Below are 20,075 nucleotides of genomic sequence, written 5' to 3'. Positions count from 1 at the left end.
TAGGCGGAAAAATAGCGGTAACGGCAGGGGCGGGCGGAGGCCCGCCCTTATGTTATACGCGTCCTTCGCAAGGCACCTGATGAAGCACCCGTGCGAAGACACCGCTTTGTGGGGCTATATATCGAAGGTTTGGAGGAGAATCTATGCAAAATGAAACCGCACTGCGTCCGAAGCAGACCCCGAAGCGCCTGCTGTCCAAGGGCGTCCGGGACCATCTGGTGGCCTATAGCTTTATTGCGCCGAACTTTATCGGCTTTGCCATCTTTACGCTGGTCCCGATGTTCTTTGCCTTTGTGCTGGCCTTCGTCAAATGGGACGGCGCAAATCCCATGGAATTCATCGGGTTCGACAACTTCGCCCGGCTGATTAAGGATACGACCTTCCATAAAGCGCTGTGGAACACGATCGTCTATACGGTCGGAGTTGTGCCGTTCACCATGGCGGTCGCGCTGGCGCTGGCCATCCTGCTGAATCAGCAAATCATCGCCCGCAATTTCATGCGGACTGTATTCTTCTTTCCGTATGTCGCTTCTCTTGTTGCCGTGGCCGCAGTTTGGAACTTTATCTTCAGCCCGACGATGGGCCCGGTCAACAACATTCTGCACCTGATTACCGGTGTGCCGATTGAGGAGCTGCCGCGCTGGGCGGCCGACAAGCAGTGGGCGATGTTCACCGTCATTCTGTTCACCGTGTGGAAGAACATGGGCTATTACATGGTCATCTACCTGGCAGGACTTCAGGGCATCAACCCGGAGCTGTATGAAGCGGCCGAACTGGACGGGGCGAACGCCTGGCGGAGATTCCGCAACGTGACGGTGCCGCAGCTGGCGCCTACGACCTTTTTTGTCCTGATGATTCTGATCATCAATTCGTTCAAGGTGTACGATATCTTCATCAACCTGTTTGCCGGCGCCGACAACCAGCTCAACGATTCAACGCGAGTCATGGTGTACCAGATCTACAACACGGCGTTCCGTTCGCTCGATTACGGATATGCCAGCGCTATGGCGATTGTACTGTTCCTGCTGGTGCTCGGCATTACCATCGTCCAGTTCCGCGGCGAGAAGAAGTACGGACAATAGGGGGATACGAACGATATGACAGGTACACACAAAGGGTTCCGAATCGCAACAAAAGTGCTGATCTACTTGCTGCTGGCCGTGGCCGTATTCTGCATGCTTGTGCCGTATCTATGGATGCTGTCCTCGTCGCTCAAGCTGAACAAGGACGTCTTCTCCTTCCCGATGCAGTGGATTCCGGCGAACCCGCGCTGGGAGAATTTCCAGGACATCTGGACGCGGATTCCGCTGGGACGCTTCATTTATAATACGGCCAAATTGTCGGTGATCGTGACGCTCCTGCAGCTGCTGACCTCCAGCTTTGCGGCGTATGCGTTCTCGAAGCTGCAATTTAAGGGGAAAAACATTTTGTTCCTCGGCTACATCGCCACCATCGCCATTCCCTGGCAGGCTTACATGGTGCCGCAATTTATCATGATGCGCCAGCTCGGACTGAACAATACCCACATGGCGATTATCCTGCTGCAGGCCTTCTCGGCCTTCGGGGTGTTCCTGATGCGCCAGTTCTATCAGGGCGTACCGGATGAGCTGTGCGAGGCGGCGCGGATCGACGGGCTCAGCGAATACGGGATCTGGGCGAGAATCATGCTGCCGCTGTCCAAGCCGGCCCTGTCGACCCTGACGATCTTCACCTTCGTCTCGACCTGGAACGACTTCCTGGGGCCGATGATCTATCTGACCCGAACCGAGCTGAAGACGATCCAGATCGGCCTGCGCATGTTCATCTCCCAGTACTCCGCCGAATACGGGCTGATTATGGCCGCCAGCGTCGTGTCGATCATCCCGGTGGTCATCGTGTTCCTGGCGCTGCAGAAGTATTTCGTGCAGGGGGTGGCGTCCTCGGGGATTAAGGGGTAAAAGGTACGCGGGAGCTGTCCTATAAGCCGTGAAATGGCCGGGACAGCTTCGTTTTTTAACCGGGACTAACCTCTTTATTAAGAGAAAGCTACGCCGGTGGACGAATAACGATATATGTATTTTTGCAAAAGGGCACCCAGGTTGTCCACAAGGCCTCAAAGTCACGGATGGATATTTTTCGGTTATAGTAGACCCCGTTACAATTAATGGTGTGTTCCAGTGAGTCTGCTAAATACAGAGATTCATCATCATAGCCGACTACGGGGACAAAGTGTAAAAACTTCTGGTCCGGATGAACTCTTATAAAAGCGATGACCGGATTCCCCTGATGCACTTGTTTCTTCAAAGTACGGACATTCCCGCAGTAAAATGAAGCATTATAACCGCGTTTCCTGAAGAACACGAGTATGCCCTTGGGACTGACCGTTCCGTCAAACAGTTTTCTGGGGTAGTCTTTATAGAGCTGGTTACCGTCCGATTCAATGCCGAAATGCCTCAGAACGTACGCACTTGAAAAGGCAGCGCATTCATAATGATGCTGAATATCCAGCTTATTCAAGGATTGGATACAGTACGAACGAGGAATTGCGCTTTCCTCAACCAAGTCTTTGCGCGGAAGCTTGAAATACCAGGAAACCAGGACGGCTGTGGCTATAACAGTACCTAGGACCGAAAATAGAATAATCCCCATTGTATGCTCTCCTATTCAATGATCTCCGTGAACTCCATCTATTATATATGAATCAGCAGAAGTCCTGATGTTCTGTTCTTCACTCCTGCCGGCCCGTCAGCAGACCGGACTTGCCGTACTTGCCGGGCGGGATGCCGGTAATGTTCTTGAACGTGCGGATGAAGTTGGCATAGTCATTGAAGCCGGACAAATAGCAGGTATCGGAGACGGAGGTGCCGGCGGACAGGAGCTGCTTGGCGAGTGTGATTTTCTTGAGCAGGATATATCGGTACAGCGTTCCGCCCGTCTGCTGCTTGAACATGTGGCTGAGATAGTATTTATCCAGTCCCAGCGCTCCGGCGATTTCCTCCAGGGACAGGCTGCTCTGCAGATGATCGTCGATATAGCTCATGGCCGACTGGATATGCGGCGAAATAATGCTGGCGACCTCGGAGCGGGTCCGGGTGTACAGCTCATCCACCAGCACCAGCAGCTGGACCAGATAAGTCAGGGCGAGCACATCGCTGCCGTGACGGGGCTGCTGCAGAATGCCGGTCAGCTGCGAGGACAGGCCCATATATTCGGCCAGCAGCGGTTCGTCCATGTGCGCCAGATTGTGCTCACCCGGCCGGCGGTTCTGGAAGCAGGCAAGCAGATTAGTTGCGGCCGTGCAAAAGGGATACACCTGGGGGGCCTTGAAATGGACCGTTAACCGCTCATAGGGCTCCGGGGACAGATTGATGATCTTATGAATCTCCTGGTTGTTGAATATAAGCACATCGCCCCGCTGCAGGGGGTAGCTGTACTGCTCGACGAAGACGTTGACCCTGCCCCCGAGGAACAGAAAGATTTCGTAATGGTCATGCACATGGAAATCCCGGGTCGGGGAGACCGGCGAATTGCCGTGGCCCGCCAGAATATCGCCTGTAAATGCCGTGTAGTATGAGTCATGCCTCATAGGACCCGCCCCCTTCGGATTGATCGCAATAATCGCAATAAATCATCATGAATCGCAAGGACATTGCAATAATTCAACAGTAAACTATAGAGGTAAATTGCGCAAACGGAAAGGAAGGAAGCTCGGATGAATCTTACGGATACGCGAAAATATTGGCTGGACACGATGCTGCGGATCGGCCATCCGGTGCTGGAGGCATTGAGCCGGAACCAATTGCGGGAGGAGCTCCCCACCGGGTTTCATCCGGACCGGAGCGCTTTCGCCCAGCTGGAAGCCTTCGCCCGGCTGGCCTGCGGCATGGCTCCTTGGCTGGAGCTGGAAGGCCTGGAGGGCGAGGAAGAGCAGCTGCGGGCCCGTTATACCGGGCTGATGCTGAAAGCGATGGATGCCGCGACCGATCCCGGGTCGCCGGATGTTATGAACTTCAAGGCCGAGGGCCAGCCGCTGGTCGATGCGGCCTTCCTGGCCCATGCGCTCGTGCGCGCCCCGAAGCGGCTGGCCGGGGGGCTGGACGGCCGGGTGAAGGGCAACGTGCTTGCAGCGCTGAAGCAGACGCGCCGCACGGCGCCCAGCGGCAGCAACTGGCTGCTGTTCAGCGCCATGGTAGAGGCGGCGCTGTATGTGCTCGGCGATCCGGACTATGACCGGATGCGCGTGGGCTATGCCGTCCATATGTTCATGGACTGGTACAAGGGCGATGGGGTATACGGGGACGGCAAAGAGTTCCACTGGGATTACTATAACAGCTTTGTCATCCAGCCGATGCTGGCGGATGTGGTTACTGTGTTTGAACACGAATCGGCGCAGTATGCGGCGCTGAGACCGGTCATCCTGGAGCGGGCACAGCGCTACGCCGCCATCCTGGAGCGGATGATTGCGCCGGACGGAACCTATCCGTTCACCGGGCGGTCCATCGTGTACCGGTTCGGCGCTTTCCAGCTGCTGGCGCAGGCGGCTTTGCAGCACTTCCTTCCGGAAGCGCTTCCGCCGCAGCAGGTGCGCTGCGCCCTGACAGCCGTCATCCGCCGGACGATGGAGTTCCCCGGCAATTTCGACGAGCGCGGCTGGCTGCGCCCGGGCGTGTACGGCTATCAGCCGGAGCTGGCGGAGGGCTACATCAACACGGGCAGCCTTTATTTATGCGCTGCCGTGTTTTTGCCGCTCGGCCTGCTCCCGTCCGATCCGTTCTGGGCCGGTGCAGATATGAAATGGACCTCCCAGCGGATTGCCTCGGGCGAGAATGTCATGCGGGACCAGGCTTTGGGGAAATAGCTTAACTTGCAGGAGGAAGGAAACATGACGAAGCAGGAACTGTTTGCCAAGGTACGGGAAATGCATCCGGTATCTTTAGAACTATATTATCCGGACGGCGACGCAGCGGCCTTCTGGGAGCATGCCGCCGGATCCGCGCATCTGGCGCCTGACCTCGCCGAGATCCGCGCAGAGGCGGAGCGGCTGGACGGGCAGCCTATCCCGGAGCTGACGCCGGAGCTGTTCTCCATCTTTGCCCGTACCGGTTCACGGCTGGAGTATGAGCAGGTTTATTTTGAACGGAGACGAAGGCTGAACACGTATGTCTTCCTGGCGCTGCTGGAGCCGGAGAATGCGCGCCATCTTGAACAGCTGGAGGACATCCTCCAGGCGGTATGCGCTGAATATACCTGGTGCCTGCCGGCGCATCTGCCCCGGGAACCGGAGGAAATCGGCGATATTGACAGCCATATCGACCTGTTCTCTGCGGAGACCGGTTTTACGATTAGCGAAATTGCGCTGCTGCTGGGTCACCGGCTGCCGCAGGCATTGAGCTTGCGGCTGCGGCAGGAGGTGGAGCGCAGGCTGTTCCGTCCTTTTTTGGAGCAGGGGCCTTATGGATGGGAGACCGCCCGGCATAACTGGGCGGCAGTCTGTGCCGGGTCGATCGGCGCCGCTGCTCTGCTGTCGGTAGACGATGCTGCGAGGCTGACGGATATTCTCTACAAGACCGAAAGCAGCATGCGCTGTTATCTGGAGGGCTTCGGCGGGGATGGGGCGTGTGCTGAGGGACTTGGCTACTGGAATTACGGCTTCGGTTATTTCACCTATTACAGCGACCTGCTCCGCTCCCGGAGCGGAGGGCAGCTCGACTGGTTCCGGAGTGACAAAGTGCGGCGGATCGCCCGCTTCCAGCAGCAGTGCTTCATCGACGGCAGCCTGGTGGCGAACTTCTCGGATTCGCGGCCGCAGGTGCGGGTGATGATGGGGTTATCCCACTATCTCGCCGGAGTTTACCCCGGCGAGGTCGGCCGCCCTCCGGCCGCCCTCCGTGCGCCTTATACCGAAGACCACTGCAGCCGGTTCGCGCACGCGCTCCGCAATCTGCTGTGGCCGCGCTCCGTCGCCGGGAGTTCCGCCTGGGACGCGGCCAGTGTATACCTTCCCGATGCCGCCTGGCTGCTGTCGCGGCATGTATCGGAGGCGGGCACGTTCGGGTTCGCCGCCAAAGGCGGCCACAACGACGAGCCGCATAACCACAACGACCTCGGCCAGTTCATCCTGACCGGCCGGGGCGAAGTATTCGCTGCCGACCTCGGCAGCGGGGAATATACGGCCGGTTATTTCGGCGCCGACAGGTATCAGTATGACTGCAACGGCTCGCAGGGGCATTCGGTGCCGATCATTGGGGGCCGTTACCAGCAGGCGGGCCGGGAGTTCCGGGCCGAGGTGCTGCACGCGTCGGCGGGCAGCACGGATGAGCTGACGCTGGACCTGACACAGGCGTACGGCATAGCAGGACTACGCTCGCTGACCCGTTCGCTGCTCTGGCATAAAGACGGGCTGCCCCGTCTGGAACTGCGGGATGAATACCGCTATGAGGGGGCTCCGGACAGCTGGACCGAACGCTTCGTCACCTGGCGGGAGCCGGAAATCCTGCGTCCGGGGGTTGTCCTGCTGCCGGGAGCGGGAGCCGGCGGTTTCGAGGTATCCTATGATCCCGGCGCCGTTCAGCCGGAGATTACCGCACAGGTGTACCGGGATCATCACGGCCGGGACCGGGTCTGGCATAGCCTGGACTTTCATGCGCTGCAGCCCGGCAGCAGGGGCTGCTATAGCTTTACGTTTCAATATACATCAGCAGGTGAAGACCAACTTTAAATAAAGGCGGGATCAGTAAGATGAATATGACGGAACATGAGACTTGGGTAGAGGAAGCCTGGAGCAAGACACTGGAGAAGACCTTGAGTAACAGCAAGCGGATCGGCGCTGAGTTCCCCCATGCCAGCCAGAATGGAAAGTACGTGCTGGAGGGGGCGGACTGGTGGACGGCCGGCTTCTGGCCGGGCATGCTCTGGCAGTTGTACGCCGAGTGCGGCGAAGAGAGCCTGAAGGCGATTGCCGAGAGCTGCGAGCAGCGGCTCGATGAAGTGCTGGACAGATATGTCAGACTGGATCATGACCTGGGCTTCATGTGGCTCTTGACCAGCGTGGCCAACTATAAGCTGACGGGCTCGGGAGCCTCGCGGATCAGAGCCCTCAAAGCGGCCAATTATCTGGCCGCCCGCTTCAATCTGAAGGGCCGGTACATCCGGGCCTGGAATCCGTGGCGCGAAGGCGAGGACAACAGCGGCGTCGCCATTATCGACTGCTGCATGAACATGAGCCTGCTCTTCTGGGCGTCCGGGGCGACAGGAGACCCGCGCTACCATCATATTGCCGAGGCGCATATGGACACGGTGCTGGAGCACTTTATCCGCCCGGACGGCTCGGTGTATCATATCGTGAACTTCGATCCGGAGACGGGCGAGGTGAAGGAGAAGCTGGGCGGACAGGGCTTTGCGCCGGAATCGGCCTGGTCGCGCGGCACGGCCTGGGCGCTGTATGGCCTGGCGCTGGCCTATCATCATAGCGGGAAAGCGGAGTATCTGTATGCCGCCCAGCAGGTGGCGAACTTCTTCCTCACCAGGCTGCCTGAGGATCATGTGCCGCACTGGGATTTCCGCACCGGCGGCGCTACGGGAGACCTCCGCGACACCTCTGCCGGTTCCTGCGCGGCCAGCGGCCTGCTGCTGCTCTCCGGTCTGGTGCCTGAGTCGGAAGCCCATGTATACCGGAACGGGGCCATGAAGATGCTCGAATCCCTTTACCGTAATTACGGCGCTTGGGACAACCGGGAGGAAGAGGGGCTGCTGCTGCACGGCACAAGCCATTATCCGGAGAACCGGAACGTTGATGTGCCGCTGATTTACGGCGATTTCTTCTTCGTCGAGGCGCTGGCCCGGGTGAAGGATGCCGGACCATTCTACTGGGAATAGGGGGAACGGATGATGAATAGCGATCTGACAACTGCGGTACCCGGAATCAAAGACAACCCGCTGCTCACCCGGCAGGATCTCGTGCTGGCCCTCAGCCAGCTGACCGGGCCGCTCAAGCCGCTGTACAGTCCGGGCGGTGCCCGGCTGAGCGTAGGCAAGACGGGCGCCGGCTACCCGGCAGAAATCGCGGAGATGGAAGGCTTCTCCCGGGTGCTGTGGGGGCTGGTGCCACTGCTCATGGGCGGTGGAGACAGTGATCTCTGGGAGAAGGTGCTGGACGGCATCCGCCACGGCACCGATCCCTCGCATGAAGAATACTGGGGCGAGGTCTGGGATTATGACCAGCGGCTGGTCGAGATGGCCGTGTTCGGCTTCGCCCTGGCGGCCGTTCCCGGGCGGATCTGGGAACCGCTCTCTGCCTTGGAGCGGGACCAGCTGTACAACTGGCTGAACCAGATCAATGCCCACCCCTGCCATGACTGCAACTGGCTGTTCTTCAACGTGCTGGTCAATGCCGGATTCAAGAAGCTGGGCCTTCCCTTTGATGCCGGACAGATGGAGCGCAATTTACAGCGCATGGATGCCTTCTATCTCGGCGAAGGCTGGTACAGCGACGGGGTGGGCGGCCACAGCGATTACTACGGCCCCTTTGCCATCCATTATTACAGTCTTCTGTATGCCAAGCTGATGGAAGATGACGACCCGGAGCGCTCCCGGCTGTTCAAGGAGAGAGCCCGGCTGTTCGCCCCGCAGTTCATGGCCTGGTTCGCTCCGGACGGCTCCGCGCTGCCGTATGGCCGCAGCCTCGCCTACCGGTTCGCCCAGTCGGCGTTCTGGAGCGCCTATGCCTATGCCGGGGTCGAAGGAATTCCCGCCGGTGCCGTCAAGGGGCTCGTGCTGCGCAACCTGCGCTGGTGGTTCAGCCGGCCGGTCTTTGACGACCGGGGCGTGCTGACCATCGGTTACGCCTATCCGAACCTGATCATGGCGGAGAGCTATAACGCCCCCGGCTCGCCGTACTGGGCGCTCAAGACCTTCCTGCCGCTGGCCTTCGGCGAAGACCATCCCTTCTGGCAGGAGGCTGAGCTGCCGCTGCCGGAAGTTCCGGCAATCACGGTACAGCATCCGCCCCATCTGGTCATGGTCCGCGAGGAGGGGGCGGGGCATGTGGCCGCCTTCAACAGCGGTCACTTGTCCAGCAACGCCCATACGCATACCTCGGCAAAATACGAGAAATTCGTATACTCCACCGGCTTTGGCTTCAGTGTGCCCCGCGCTGAATGGGGGCTCGGGCAGGGCGCATTCGATTCCATGCTTGCCCTGAGCGAAGGCGGGGACAATCTGTACCGGGTCCGGCGCCAGAATCTGGAGTCTGAAATTACGGATAATGTGCTCCGCTCGGTATGGAAGCCGTGGGCGGACGTCGAGGTCCGGACCTGGATTGTCGCCGGGCTGCCCTGGCATATCCGGATTCACCGGATCGCCACCGGACGGCCGCTGGATGCGGCCGAGGGCGGCTTCGCCCTCGGCCAGGAGACGGAGCTTGAACAGCGGATCACCGGCCAGGAAACGGTAGTATCGACAGGCTGGGGAACAAGCGGCATCCGGGGGCTGCTGGGCTACGGCAGAGCGGAGCTGGTCTGGCCGAATCCCAACACCAATCTGCTGCGTCCGCGGACCGTGCTGCCGACACTGACGGCGTCCTTGGCGCCGGGTGTCCACTGGCTGGCCTCGGCTGTATACGGCGATCCGGCGGAGGCTATAGCTCCGGACGAACAGTTCCGCAGGCTCGAAGCTGTGCTGGAGCAATCGCCGGAATCCTTGCTGAAGGTGAGTTTCGGGGAGGGCCCAATTACCATTCTGACGACCGGAGGAAAGGAAATTACTCTCGATATCAGGTAGCCAATTTCATATCTAATGTATTTCGTACAGCAAATTCTGCTGAAACCGCCAGAACCACGAACCCTTCCGAAATCTGCTGCACATTCTGCAGCAGATTTTTTTTTCAGGCCCAATCCGGCTCATCTGTTACACAATCTGCAATCAGGGCGAACGAAGATCGCTCAATTGGTATGCTCTACTAACTCGAAATTTGTTATTGGAAGATATGGTATTTTAACTTAATATTCTTTTATATGGAATATTTAGGGTGGAGTAAGGGGGACACCAATCCATGAATCTCAAAGCGAAAGCCTATTTGGCGATGACGATTGCGATGACGCCAGTTGGCAGTTCTTTTGTCGTATTGTCTACTATGCAATTGTCGTTACGGTAATCGGTTTTATACTTTGGTATTATGGAGTGTCTAAAGTTCCGGCCAGCACGTCGGCTGTGTTTACCGGGCTGATTGCTGTGTCAACCTTGTTCCTGTCCTATCTTTTTTTACAAGAAAGCTTTCAACTGGAACATCTAGTCGGAGTGCTACTTGTTTTATTTGGCATTTTTATAACGGCGTATCCTTCAAGAAAGCACACTCGGGATTCCTCCTCATCGCTCGAGGTTCAAGCTTAAGCCCAACATTTTCATTAAATGCTCGAATCTGGATCATCGATTGCCCAATACCTATTCAGAAGGGATCACTCACCTGACTGTCGAATTTAATATCTTGAAATTGCTGCATTACGATACATAAGGGGGAAATGAAGTGGAAAGTCAGAAGTCATCGAATAGTTCCTTTGAACTGGTATTAGTAAATGCACTGAAAATTCCCGGCGTTAAAGTAAACCGTAAGGAATTTCTGGTGCATGCACTGGGGGATAAGGTAACCTCTGCACAGCTGCATGAAGCGCTGGATAAAGGGCCTGTTGAGGCGGGGATACCGCTGCACCTGCTCGATAAAATTGCCAAATCGCATATCGAGAAACGGACGCTGCAAAGCTCGGGCGCTTCGTTTGCCGCAGGTCTTCCCGGCGGATTGGCGATGGCTGCAACGATTCCGGCCGATACGCTGCAGTTCTTCGGTGTTGCGCTGCGGATGGCGCAGGAGCTGGCCTATATATTCGGATATAAAGATATGTGGGATAACCAGAAGATTGACAGTGAGCGTGTAAAGGGAGAGCTTACATTATTCTTAGGGGTCATGTTTGGTGTCGGCGGCTCGGCATCGGCAGTCAAAATCCTCTCGGCGAAGCTGTCCCAGCAAATGCTCAGGAAGCTCCCGCAGCAGGCGCTCACCAAGACGGTGTACTACCCGATCATTAAGAAGGTCGCCGCATCCATCGGTCTGAAGATTACGAAAAAGACCTTTGCCCAAGGCCTGTCCAAAGCCATTCCGGTTCTCGGCGGCGTCATCTCCGGCGGTCTGACCTACGCATCCATGAAACCAATGGGCAGCCGTCTACGCAGCACCCTGCTCGATGCCGTAGACGGATATTCCAATGAGGACTTCAGCCGGGATTATGAGGATATCCAGCGGGAAATTATTGATATTACCGATGAGGTCATCGAGGATTCCGGCATTGAACCGTTTGAAGCAGAATCCGTTCCTTCCGAAGACAACAGTCAACCGTTCAGTGTGGCGGATGAAATTCTGAAATTCAAGCAGCTTCTGGATGCCGGAGTCATCACCCAGGAAGAATTCGATCAGCAAAAAGCGAAACTGCTGGGCGCATAGCCAGCCAGTCCGAACGTTCATATGACAGCCTCCTCTGGATGATCGCCCGGCGCTGCCGGCGTCCGGAGGAGGTTTTTTTCATTAATCGTTCTGTTCAGCCCCGCTGCGTGCGCTGATTTCACATCATCCCTGTATACTTCTCCCGGTACTCCGAAGGCGGCAGCCCCGTCATCAGCCGGAAGGCTTTGGAGAAATAATGGACCGACGAGAAGCCGTGCTTGGCGGCAATGCCGGTAATGGACAGATTGGAGTAGACCAGGTCCTCGGCGATGCGGTGGAATTTAAGTCTTTTTAAATAATGGTTCGGTGTATAGCCGGTGTCCGATTTAAAAAGGTCATGGAACCGGCTCTTCTTCAGCCCCAGCGCTTCCGCCCACTCATAGAGACACTGCTCGCTTAATGCCGGCGGCTCTTTCTCGATACGTGCAAGAATGCGGGAGATGCGGGGATCGCGGGCGCCGTTCTTCACCGCCCCAGCGATAAATTGATGCAGGAACATCTGAAAGGCCCCGTTATAGGCCAGCTTGTCCCAAGGATTGCGTTGTCCGAGCAGCTCGGGCGGAGGCGTAAGCGCATTGAAATAGGAGATCCAGAGCTGGAGGCTGGAGCTTCCGGTGATTCCCTGCAGTTCAAGCTCAGGCTGGGGCGAGATCAGCTCCGTGCGGAAGCTCCCGGGTTCGCCGAAATAATCCCGCTGATAGCTGAATTCCGGCCGGCTCACATATTTCCAGTCAAAATAAACGCACCGGTGCACCATTGGAGTGTCCGGATCAGCCGTCCAGCGGTGAACGGTACCTGCGGCGATATAAATCAGGGTACCGGTCTGCACGCTGCAGCTGCTGCCGTTCAGCTCAAGCTCCCCCTTGCCGGATTCCACGAGGATAACGGCGCTGGCGCAGCAGATGCGCAAAAGGCAGGACTCGCCGGGAGTGAAGGCATACTTCTGGGCGAACAGCAGCAAAGGATTAAACTCCGAATAGACCGTGACATAGTCCACCCGGAAGCGGTAAGTGGGGATTCTCATCAACGATACACCTCCAAATTGCCGGAATAGAGCGAACTTCCCTAAGTATATTGGAAAAAAAGACAAATGACCAAGCCTTTCTCCAAAGACATGGAGATGCCTCTGACCTATACTGAGGGTGTCAAAGCAAAGCGGCACAGCAGAATAGGAGATGATGGATGTGGACGGAATCAAGGAGAACGTAGCGGGGAACGTAACAGGGAGCGGCCGCAACAAGCTGACCCTCAAATATCCGGCTTCATGGTGGAAGAACCAGTGGCGGGAAGGGCTGCCTGCGGGCAACGGGAGGATCGGCGCTTCGGTCTTTGGCGGCGTCAAGGACGAGACGGTGCTGCTTACCCATGAGGATCTGTGGCATTGGGGCCGCAAGGACCCGCTCCCCGATGTAAGCCATACGCTGCCGGAGACCCGCAGGCTGATGGATGAAGAGAAGTACCTGGAGGCGAGCTGGCATCTGACCAATGCCCTGAAGGAGAAGGGCTATGAGTCCCGCTTGGCGGCCCGATTTCCGCTGGCTGCACTTAAGCTGACGATGACATGCGGGCAGGCGTTTCAACAATACCGCAGAAGCCTCGACATGGAGACCGGGGAGGTTACAGTCACCTGGAAAGACGGCGCGACGTCCTTCACCCGGAGACTGTTCGTATCCCGGGCCGATGATGCCATTGTCTATGAGCTCGGTACAGACGGGGCAGCGCTGGAGGGAACACTGCATCTCGGATTCCACCCGACGGACACCCCGGAGCTGGCCGGGGCCTGCCGGGAGATGGAGGATACGGTCAGCACCAAAGCGGAGAACGGCTGCTTCTATTATGCCGCCCGCAATGACGACGGGACGGACTATGGGGCAGTCATGTGCATCCTCCCGGCGGATGGCGGGCCGGAGGCAGCGGGGCAGGAGGCCATCGCTTTCCGCGGAGCATCGCGTGTGCTGGTGCTCGTTAAAGTATTCATCAAAGGTCAGCGGGACCGGGATTGGGGGCGGCTGAAGAATGAGCTGTCTGCGCTGGAGACTGATTACGGGCTGTTACTGGCTGCCCATGCCCGCATCCACGGGCGGCTGTTCCATTCCGCCGAGCTGGAGCTCGGAGCTGACGGGGGCGGGCGGGCGAATGAGGAACTGCTGCTGGACGCTTACGACGGGGAAGCCTCAACCGAATTAGTCCGCAAAATGTGGGCTTTCGGCCGCTACCTGTTCATCTCCGGCACCCATGCCGGGGGCTATCCGTTTGGGTTATACGGCCTGTGGAGCGGCGACTATGAGCTGATCTGGTCCCACAACATGGCGAACGAGAATGTGCAGATGATGTATTGGCATGCACCGGCCGGCGGCTTGACGGAGCTGATGCCCGCCCTCTTCCATTACTACGACGGCATGATGGACGACTTCCGGGACAATGCCCGTAAGCTGTACGGCTGCCGGGGCATTTATATTCCGGCCGGGTCTACGCCGGGTATCGGCGTGCCGAACCAGATCGTACCGGTCATTATGAACTGGACAGGCGCGGCCGCCTGGCTGGCGCGGCATTATTACGAATACTACCTGTATACAGGCGACAAGGCGCTGCTGGCGGAAAAAGTGCTGCCGTTCATGAAGGAAGCGGCGCTGTTCTACGAAGATTTCGTGACGCCCGGGGAGGACGGGCTTTACAAGTTCTACCCGTCAGTCTCCCCGGAGAATACACCGGAGAATTTCATGCCGGCAGACGGCAAGCCGCTGGCCCACCCGATGCCGACGACAATCAATGCGACAATGGATTTTGCCCTGATGAAGGAGCTGCTCAGCCACCTGGTGGAAGGAAGCCGGGAAGCGGGCATGTACAGCGGCGAAATCGGCAAATGGGAAGAGATGCTCACTCGAATCCCCGGCTACCAGGTAAACGGGGATGGGGCCATCCGGGAATGGATGCATGAACGGTTCGACGACCGGTACAATCACCGTCACCTGTCGCATATTTATCCGATTTTTCCGGGGCAGGAGTTCACGGCAGAAGAACATCCGCAGTGGTTTGCAGCCTTCGAGAAGGCGGTCAAAGAGCGGCTGATCGGGGCCCAGACCGGCTGGTCACTTGGCCATATGGCTGCCATCTACGCGCGTCTCGGCGACGGGAATCTGGCGCTCGGATGTCTCGACATCCTCTCCCGCTCCTGTCTGCTGAACAATTTCCTGACACTGCACAATGACTGGCGGAACATGGGCGTCTGCATGAACATGGAGGAGGCCCCGATCCAGCTTGATGCCAATATGGGCTGGGTCAATGCCGTCCAGGAGATGCTGCTCTACGTATCTCCTAGGATGGTGAAGCTGCTCCCGGCGCTCCCGGACCGGTGGCAGAGCGGTAAGGTGCAGGGGCTGCGGTTCTGTACCGGAACCGTCTCGTTCTCGTGGAACAAGGCGGAGGGCTGTTTTGCGGCAGAGCTTGCCGCTGAGCGGGATACGGCGGTGGTGCTGAAGCTGCCGCCCGGGTATGAACACGCGGAGCTCTCGGGACAGGAGGTACAGTATACGCCTTCCGCGCTAGGAAGCGGCTGCTTCGAGGTGATCATGAAATCCGGCGGCAGGCTGGTGGTATCTGCAGATTGATGAGGCCGCTGGCTACCGTCGTCGGATTTCTTAGCTTTCCAATAATTGGGGACGAAAATCCCGGGAAAGATCCAATTAGTTGGAAAATTGCTACCTAATTTCGCCGGGCTGGTGGTTATCATAGATTTAGTTGGAGAATCGCCACTTAATAAGGCTGTGTATGAGCGTATGCTCCAATATCATCCCAAATAAGTGGCGATTATCGAATTAGATAAGCGAAATCCGTAATAACGGCAAAATTAGTTGGCGATTATCCATCTAACAAGCTTTCCCCTTGGAAAGCTTGTTGTCATGCGCGGACGCTGCTCCTATCCCTGTTGCAGACTTTTTCTCCTGAAAATATACACGTCATTCTCCTCCGAAGGCGGCAGCACCATGGCGGAAATAAATCCCCTTTAATTCTCCTTTTTGAATTTATTTAAGCAAAGATTTAATAAATCTGGTTTCTCCAAATGGAATACTTGAAATTTATTTAGTTCCAAGGTTTAGTTTCTACCACTTCATATACGGAGGATTGAGCTGAGCCTTGGTCTCTGACAGCAATCCACCGATGGTCATCCATTCCAGGGATGGTATGGATGGTGATTCTGATTTCTTTCCATCCCTTCTTAACACCTATAACCTTGCCCATATCGGTTGTATGAGCTGAAGTTACACTATATGTATTCCCGTTATAAAAAACATAAGTGCCCTCCGCATTCATTGAAGCTCCCCAGGACTGATTAATGGAATTCAAATTATCCACAGCTCTATATAGCACCAAGCTTATTAGTAATAATGGAATCGCAATAAGGAAAATAATGTGTGGATTTTTTTTCAAAATACCTACCACCCTCTCCATTCCAGAAATACATTTATGGTGTTATTTTACTCAAGGTTTCGCCGTTCCGTGCTGAAATGTCTCAATGCACAATCCTCAGTACTCCGTAATGCCAGATTAGGGCAATTCTTTTTATTGTTATTTTTTCCCTTGCGGAGTCAGCCGAAATTATTATATTGTAAGTTTCAGTAAGAAAATATCAAATTTATCATGGGGCGCGTCCGCGCAGCTCTATCAAAAAGGAGCGGGAATATGACCTTATCCACATTAAGCACGGATTCCAGTCTGCTGCAAGAAGTGAATTACCGGAAGGATCGACTGGAGGCGGTTAACCGGTTCTTCGAGGATCTCAATCAGCGCAAGGTTGTCGACGGTTACATTTATTCGCTGAGCCGTTACGGAAAAGTGTTCGCCGAACAGGCCGGCGGCCGCCTGTGTTACGAGGAAGAGAGCACGGAACAAATGCAAACGGATACAATCTTCCGGATTGCTTCGATTACGAAGCTGTTTACGGCAGCAGCAATTTGGCAGCTCTCAGACGACGGCAAGCTGCACATGGGCCAGCCTGTATGCTCCCTGCTCAAGGAATTCGATGCCGAGCCGTTCCGGCCGATTACCATTGCGCATCTGCTGACCCATACCTCCGGGATCGCCCCGGATTACGGGACCGTCAGCGACGCTTACTACCAAGGCGCCTGGTTCTATATTTATCAAACCGGGCTTGGCAAGGAGAACTGGATCAGCGCCGGGCTGTCCTATGGCCTCCGGTTTCCGGTAGGCACCCAGTGGATGTACTCCTCCTTCGGATATGTGCTGCTCGGCGCCATTATCGAGAAGGTAACGGGAATCCGTGCAGAAGAATACATAACAGAGCACATTATTAAGCCGCTGGGCATGAGCGATACCTCATTTGATCCGCAGCCCGAGAAAGCCCACAGATACGCTATCCGCCACGAGCGGGCCAAAGCCATGTTTCAGAAGCTGCAGAGCGGTGAGCTGACCGTGGAAGACCTCCATAAGGATGAGGAGATCAGAATGCCCAGTACCGGCGGAGGCATGTTCTCGACCGTGGCCGACCTGCAGAAGTTCGGCAATATGCTCCTGAACGACGGGAAATATGAAGGCGGGCATATCCTGAGCCGGATGGCCGTCCAGCGGATGACGAAGCGCTTCAATACGGAGAAGCTCCCGAACTACGCCTGGGGGGCGGGTGGCGACGACCGGGCGTACGGACTGGGGCCGGACCTGCGTTACAATGTGAGCACCTCGTATACGGAAGGCACTTTTTTTCATGAAGGGGCAGGCGCCTGTGCATTGTTTATGGACCCGGTAGAGAAGGTTAGCGCGGTGTGGTATGTGCCTTTCCATAACGAGGTATGGGACGGGATCGGGATCATGGGAGCGCATAATGTCATCTGGTCCGGTCTGGAATAAGTTGAACCAAAGGCAGGAAGTGAACGATGTTTAAGACCATAAAGCACCGCTTTCAGGTGATGAGGGCGGTTGCTTTCGTGACGTTTAAAGAGTGGAGCGCGTACCGGTCGCATTCCATGGTCTCTATCTTTGTAGGACCGGTCTATTTTCTGGTGCAGTATTACATCTGGACGTCCGTATACAGCGGGGAGCCGTCCATTAACGGAATGTCTCTGCCGCAGATGCTCACTTATTTCTGTGCGACGCTGCTGGTTAATTATCTGACGATGGATTTTGCCGACTGGAACCTGCAGATGCTGATCCGTACCGGAAAATTCATCACCTTCTCGCTGCGGCCGGTCAATCATATGTTCTTCGCGTTATCGCAAAAGGTGGGGCACCGGGTGCTCGGCCTGCTGTTTGAATGTATACCGTGCTTTCTGATCTTCTATCTGGTATTCGATATTAACGTGCTGCCTGCGAATGCGTTCTATGCGGTACTTTCCATCGCTATGGCGTTTCTGATGAATTTCTTCATTAATTACAGTATTGGGATGACCGCCTTCTGGATGGTGCAGTCCTCCAGTATCCGCAATATCTTTAATCTGTGTGCGCAGGTATTCTCGGGAGCGGCCATTCCGCTGGTGTTCTTCCCCCGCCCGCTGCAGGTTGCGTCCTTCTTCCTGCCCTTCCAGTATACGGCCTTTGTGCCGGCGATGGTGTATACCGGGAGCTATACGCTGGCTGATATCACCTTGACGATTCCCCAAGTGCTGCTGCTGCAGCTGCTTGCCGTCATTGTGGCCGGAGCCGTCTGCCGTCTGCTGTATGCGGTGTCTTTGAAGCATTTTACGGGGGTGGGGGCATGAAGCGGCTGCTGCGCATTTATAGAGTGTGCGTCATGGCCAACCTGGCCACGGCGGTTTCGTACCGGATGAATTTCCTGCTGAACTGCCTGATTACGCTGATCGGGAATGTGCTGTTTCCGCTGGTGACGGTCATTATCTATAATTCCAATGCTTCCTTTGCCGGCTGGACGTTCCACGAAGCGCTGTTAATCCAGGCTGTATTCATTCTGTCTACCGCTTGCGCGAGTATGCTGTTCAACGGCATCATGTGGAGCACGATGTCGCATGTGGTGGAGGGCAGTCTGGAAGTGCTGCTCATCAAGCCGGCTCCCGGCCTCTTTCTGCTGCTGGCCCAGGCCTTTAATATCGAGAGCATCGGGCTGCTGACGGGTGGGTTGGTGATCTTCGGATATGCGCTTGGCGGTGTGGGAGGCATGTCCCTGGTGACGTGGCTGTTATTTCTGCTGCTGTTCGCGGCGGGCCTGCTGGTCATGCTCGGTGTGGTGCTGATCGTCGCGGCGATATCGTTCAAATGGGTGGCGAACTCGCGGCTGCCGGAGATGTTTGAGAGCGTGAAGGCGTTCGGACGGTATCCCGGGACTATTTTCCCCAGAATGCTTGTTGCGATCAGTTCGTTTATCTTCCCGGTCTCGATGATTGCGTTCTTCCCGGCTTCGGCGCTGATCGGGCGGTGGAAGGGCTATCATCTGGCAGCCATTCTGCCCTGCCTGCTGTTTGCCGGCTTCGGCGTATGGCTCTACAACCGCATGCTGCACAGCTACAAGAGCGCCGGGGGATGAGGGCAGCAGCAATTCAGTGAGAATCCTTGGAGAGCTTACGGAAGAAGAAGGGGAATGCCATTTGGAGATTATTTCGGTTAAGCATTTAACGAAGCAATATGAGACGTATCACCGCGGTCATGATGCCAGGAGTGTGTTCAAAAGCCTGTTTCACCGCGAGAAATCGGTCATCACCTCGGTGGACGATTTGTCGTTTCAGGTGCCGCAGGGCGAGATTATCGGCATCCTCGGCCCCAACGGGGCGGGGAAGTCAACGACGATCAAAATGCTGACCGGTGTGCTGTATCCCACCTCCGGTGAGATCAATATTATGGGGTTCAATCCCCATAAGCAGAAGAATCAATACGTCAAGCAAATCGGCGTCGTGTTCGGGCAGAAGTCGCAGCTGATCTGGGATATTCCGCCGCTGGACAGCTTTCATATGAACAAGGAGATTTACGATATTCCGGCGGAAGACTTCCGCAAGCGGCTGGAGCGGCTCAAGGAGATGTTCGAGGTCGCAGATATCATCACCAAGCCTACCCGCAATCTCTCGCTGGGAGAGCGGATGAAATGCGAATTCATCATGGCGATGCTCCACTCGCCGCCGGTGGTCTTTCTGGATGAACCGACCATCGGCCTGGACCTGATCGCCAAGCAGCGCATCCGTGAATTCATTCAGGAGATGAACCGGCAAGGCACCACCTTCATCCTGACCACGCATGATCTGGAGGATGTGGAGCGGCTGGCGAACCGGGTGCTTATTATCCATCAGGGCAAAAAGGTATACGATAATTCACTGGCCGGGCTGCGGCTGCACCTGGGCGCGAAGAAGGTAGTCCGGCTGTCGGCGGCTGCGCCGATCGGGAATATCGACTACCCCGGCGTGGAGATCTCGGAGCAGATCTCGGACTACGAGGCCGAGCTGCTGATCGACACCGGGCAGTGTGCGCTCGGCGCCTTCCTCCACCGGATCAGCGAGAGTGTGGACATTACCGATATCTCGATCAAGGAGATTCCGATAGAGAAGATTATCGGCTCGATTTATGAGGAGCCGGTGGCTGCAATGTAGCGATGTCATTGAATAAAAATAATAGCCGCTGGTCCTAAACGGGACGAGCGGCTGTTTGTTTAGCTGTG

17 protein-coding genes are annotated in these 20,075 nt (G+C 56.3%); 13 read left to right on the top strand and 4 right to left on the bottom strand.

Translation table 11 applies throughout. The annotated features are described in order from the left end of the window. Positions 1-143: 143 nt before the first annotated feature. Positions 144-1,082, top strand: coding sequence for a carbohydrate ABC transporter permease (locus F1381_RS24610; protein WP_151737481.1), 939 nt, complete (start codon positions 144-146; stop codon positions 1,080-1,082). Positions 1,083-1,097: 15 nt separating this feature from the next. Further along, positions 1,098-1,937: a carbohydrate ABC transporter permease gene (locus F1381_RS24605; RefSeq protein ID WP_151737480.1), complete on the top strand. Its 840-nt coding sequence runs from the start codon at positions 1,098-1,100 to the stop codon at positions 1,935-1,937. Between the two features lie 88 nt (positions 1,938-2,025). Here F1381_RS24605 and F1381_RS24600 read toward each other — a convergent pair whose 3' ends face one another. Then, positions 2,026-2,628 carry a C39 family peptidase gene (locus F1381_RS24600; RefSeq protein ID WP_246188187.1) on the bottom strand — a complete coding sequence of 201 codons (603 nt, stop codon included), beginning with the start codon at positions 2,626-2,628 and terminating at the stop codon, positions 2,026-2,028. 79 nt (positions 2,629-2,707) lie between these two features. Next, on the bottom strand, positions 2,708-3,565 hold the full coding sequence (locus tag F1381_RS24595) for a helix-turn-helix transcriptional regulator (RefSeq protein WP_151737479.1): 858 nt from the start codon (positions 3,563-3,565) through the stop codon (positions 2,708-2,710). Between the two features lie 126 nt (positions 3,566-3,691). Here F1381_RS24595 and F1381_RS24590 point away from each other — a divergent pair, with 126 nt between their 5' ends. The 6 genes from F1381_RS24590 (at position 3,692) to F1381_RS29005 (ending at position 11,467) form a co-directional block, all read left to right on the top strand. Then, on the top strand, positions 3,692-4,837 hold the full coding sequence (locus F1381_RS24590) for a DUF2264 domain-containing protein (protein WP_151737478.1): 1,146 nt from the start codon (positions 3,692-3,694) through the stop codon (positions 4,835-4,837). A gap of 24 nt (positions 4,838-4,861) precedes the next feature. Next, positions 4,862-6,697: a hypothetical protein gene (locus tag F1381_RS24585; protein WP_187355549.1), complete on the top strand. Its 1,836-nt coding sequence runs from the start codon at positions 4,862-4,864 to the stop codon at positions 6,695-6,697. Positions 6,698-6,717: 20 nt separating this feature from the next. Next, positions 6,718-7,854: a glycoside hydrolase family 88 protein gene (locus F1381_RS24580; protein ID WP_151737477.1), complete on the top strand. Its 1,137-nt coding sequence runs from the start codon at positions 6,718-6,720 to the stop codon at positions 7,852-7,854. Between the two features lie 12 nt (positions 7,855-7,866). Next, positions 7,867-9,756, top strand: coding sequence for a DUF2264 domain-containing protein (locus F1381_RS24575; protein WP_151737540.1), 1,890 nt, complete (start codon positions 7,867-7,869; stop codon positions 9,754-9,756). 267 nt (positions 9,757-10,023) lie between these two features. Then, positions 10,024-10,365: a DMT family transporter gene (locus F1381_RS24570; RefSeq protein ID WP_151737539.1), complete on the top strand. Its 342-nt coding sequence runs from the start codon at positions 10,024-10,026 to the stop codon at positions 10,363-10,365. A 133-nt stretch (positions 10,366-10,498) separates the two neighbouring features. Beyond that, complete coding sequence (locus F1381_RS29005) at positions 10,499-11,467, top strand: SHOCT domain-containing protein (RefSeq protein WP_151737476.1); 969 nt, start codon at positions 10,499-10,501, stop codon at positions 11,465-11,467. Positions 11,468-11,585: 118 nt separating this feature from the next. Here F1381_RS29005 and F1381_RS24560 read toward each other — a convergent pair whose 3' ends face one another. Next, positions 11,586-12,491, bottom strand: a complete 906-nt coding sequence (locus F1381_RS24560; protein WP_151737475.1) for a helix-turn-helix domain-containing protein — start codon at positions 12,489-12,491, stop codon at positions 11,586-11,588. Between the two features lie 160 nt (positions 12,492-12,651). Here F1381_RS24560 and F1381_RS24555 point away from each other — a divergent pair, with 160 nt between their 5' ends. Then, the gene (locus tag F1381_RS24555) at positions 12,652-15,075 is read left to right on the top strand and encodes a glycosyl hydrolase family 95 catalytic domain-containing protein (protein ID WP_246188186.1); all 2,424 of its coding nucleotides are present in this window, start codon (positions 12,652-12,654) and stop codon (positions 15,073-15,075) included. 472 nt (positions 15,076-15,547) lie between these two features. Here the strand turns inward: F1381_RS24555 and F1381_RS24550 are convergent, their stop codons facing one another. Then, positions 15,548-15,895, bottom strand: a complete 348-nt coding sequence (locus tag F1381_RS24550; protein ID WP_151737474.1) for a hypothetical protein — start codon at positions 15,893-15,895, stop codon at positions 15,548-15,550. Between the two features lie 252 nt (positions 15,896-16,147). Here F1381_RS24550 and F1381_RS24545 point away from each other — a divergent pair, with 252 nt between their 5' ends. From F1381_RS24545 to F1381_RS24530, 4 genes are read left to right on the top strand one after another with little or no spacing between them, the layout of a single operon-like run. Then, positions 16,148-17,329: a serine hydrolase domain-containing protein gene (locus F1381_RS24545; RefSeq protein WP_187355548.1), complete on the top strand. Its 1,182-nt coding sequence runs from the start codon at positions 16,148-16,150 to the stop codon at positions 17,327-17,329. Between the two features lie 26 nt (positions 17,330-17,355). Further along, on the top strand, positions 17,356-18,177 hold the full coding sequence (locus F1381_RS24540) for an ABC transporter permease (RefSeq protein WP_151737472.1): 822 nt from the start codon (positions 17,356-17,358) through the stop codon (positions 18,175-18,177). Continuing rightward, positions 18,174-18,956 carry an ABC transporter permease gene (locus F1381_RS24535; protein ID WP_151737471.1) on the top strand — a complete coding sequence of 261 codons (783 nt, stop codon included), beginning with the start codon at positions 18,174-18,176 and terminating at the stop codon, positions 18,954-18,956. Before F1381_RS24540 ends, F1381_RS24535 begins: the two co-directional genes overlap by 4 nt. A 16-nt stretch (positions 18,957-18,972) precedes the next feature. Then, positions 18,973-20,007 carry an ABC transporter ATP-binding protein gene (locus F1381_RS24530; RefSeq protein ID WP_246188185.1) on the top strand — a complete coding sequence of 345 codons (1,035 nt, stop codon included), beginning with the start codon at positions 18,973-18,975 and terminating at the stop codon, positions 20,005-20,007. Positions 20,008-20,075: the final 68 nt, after the last annotated feature.

This window comes from Paenibacillus tengchongensis (genome assembly GCF_008973665.1).
In the GTDB taxonomy this organism is placed as follows: domain Bacteria; phylum Bacillota; class Bacilli; order Paenibacillales; family Paenibacillaceae; genus Paenibacillus_AQ; species Paenibacillus_AQ tengchongensis.
Note: the sequence above shows the minus strand (reverse complement) of the source record. Positions and strands in the feature narration are given on the sequence as shown.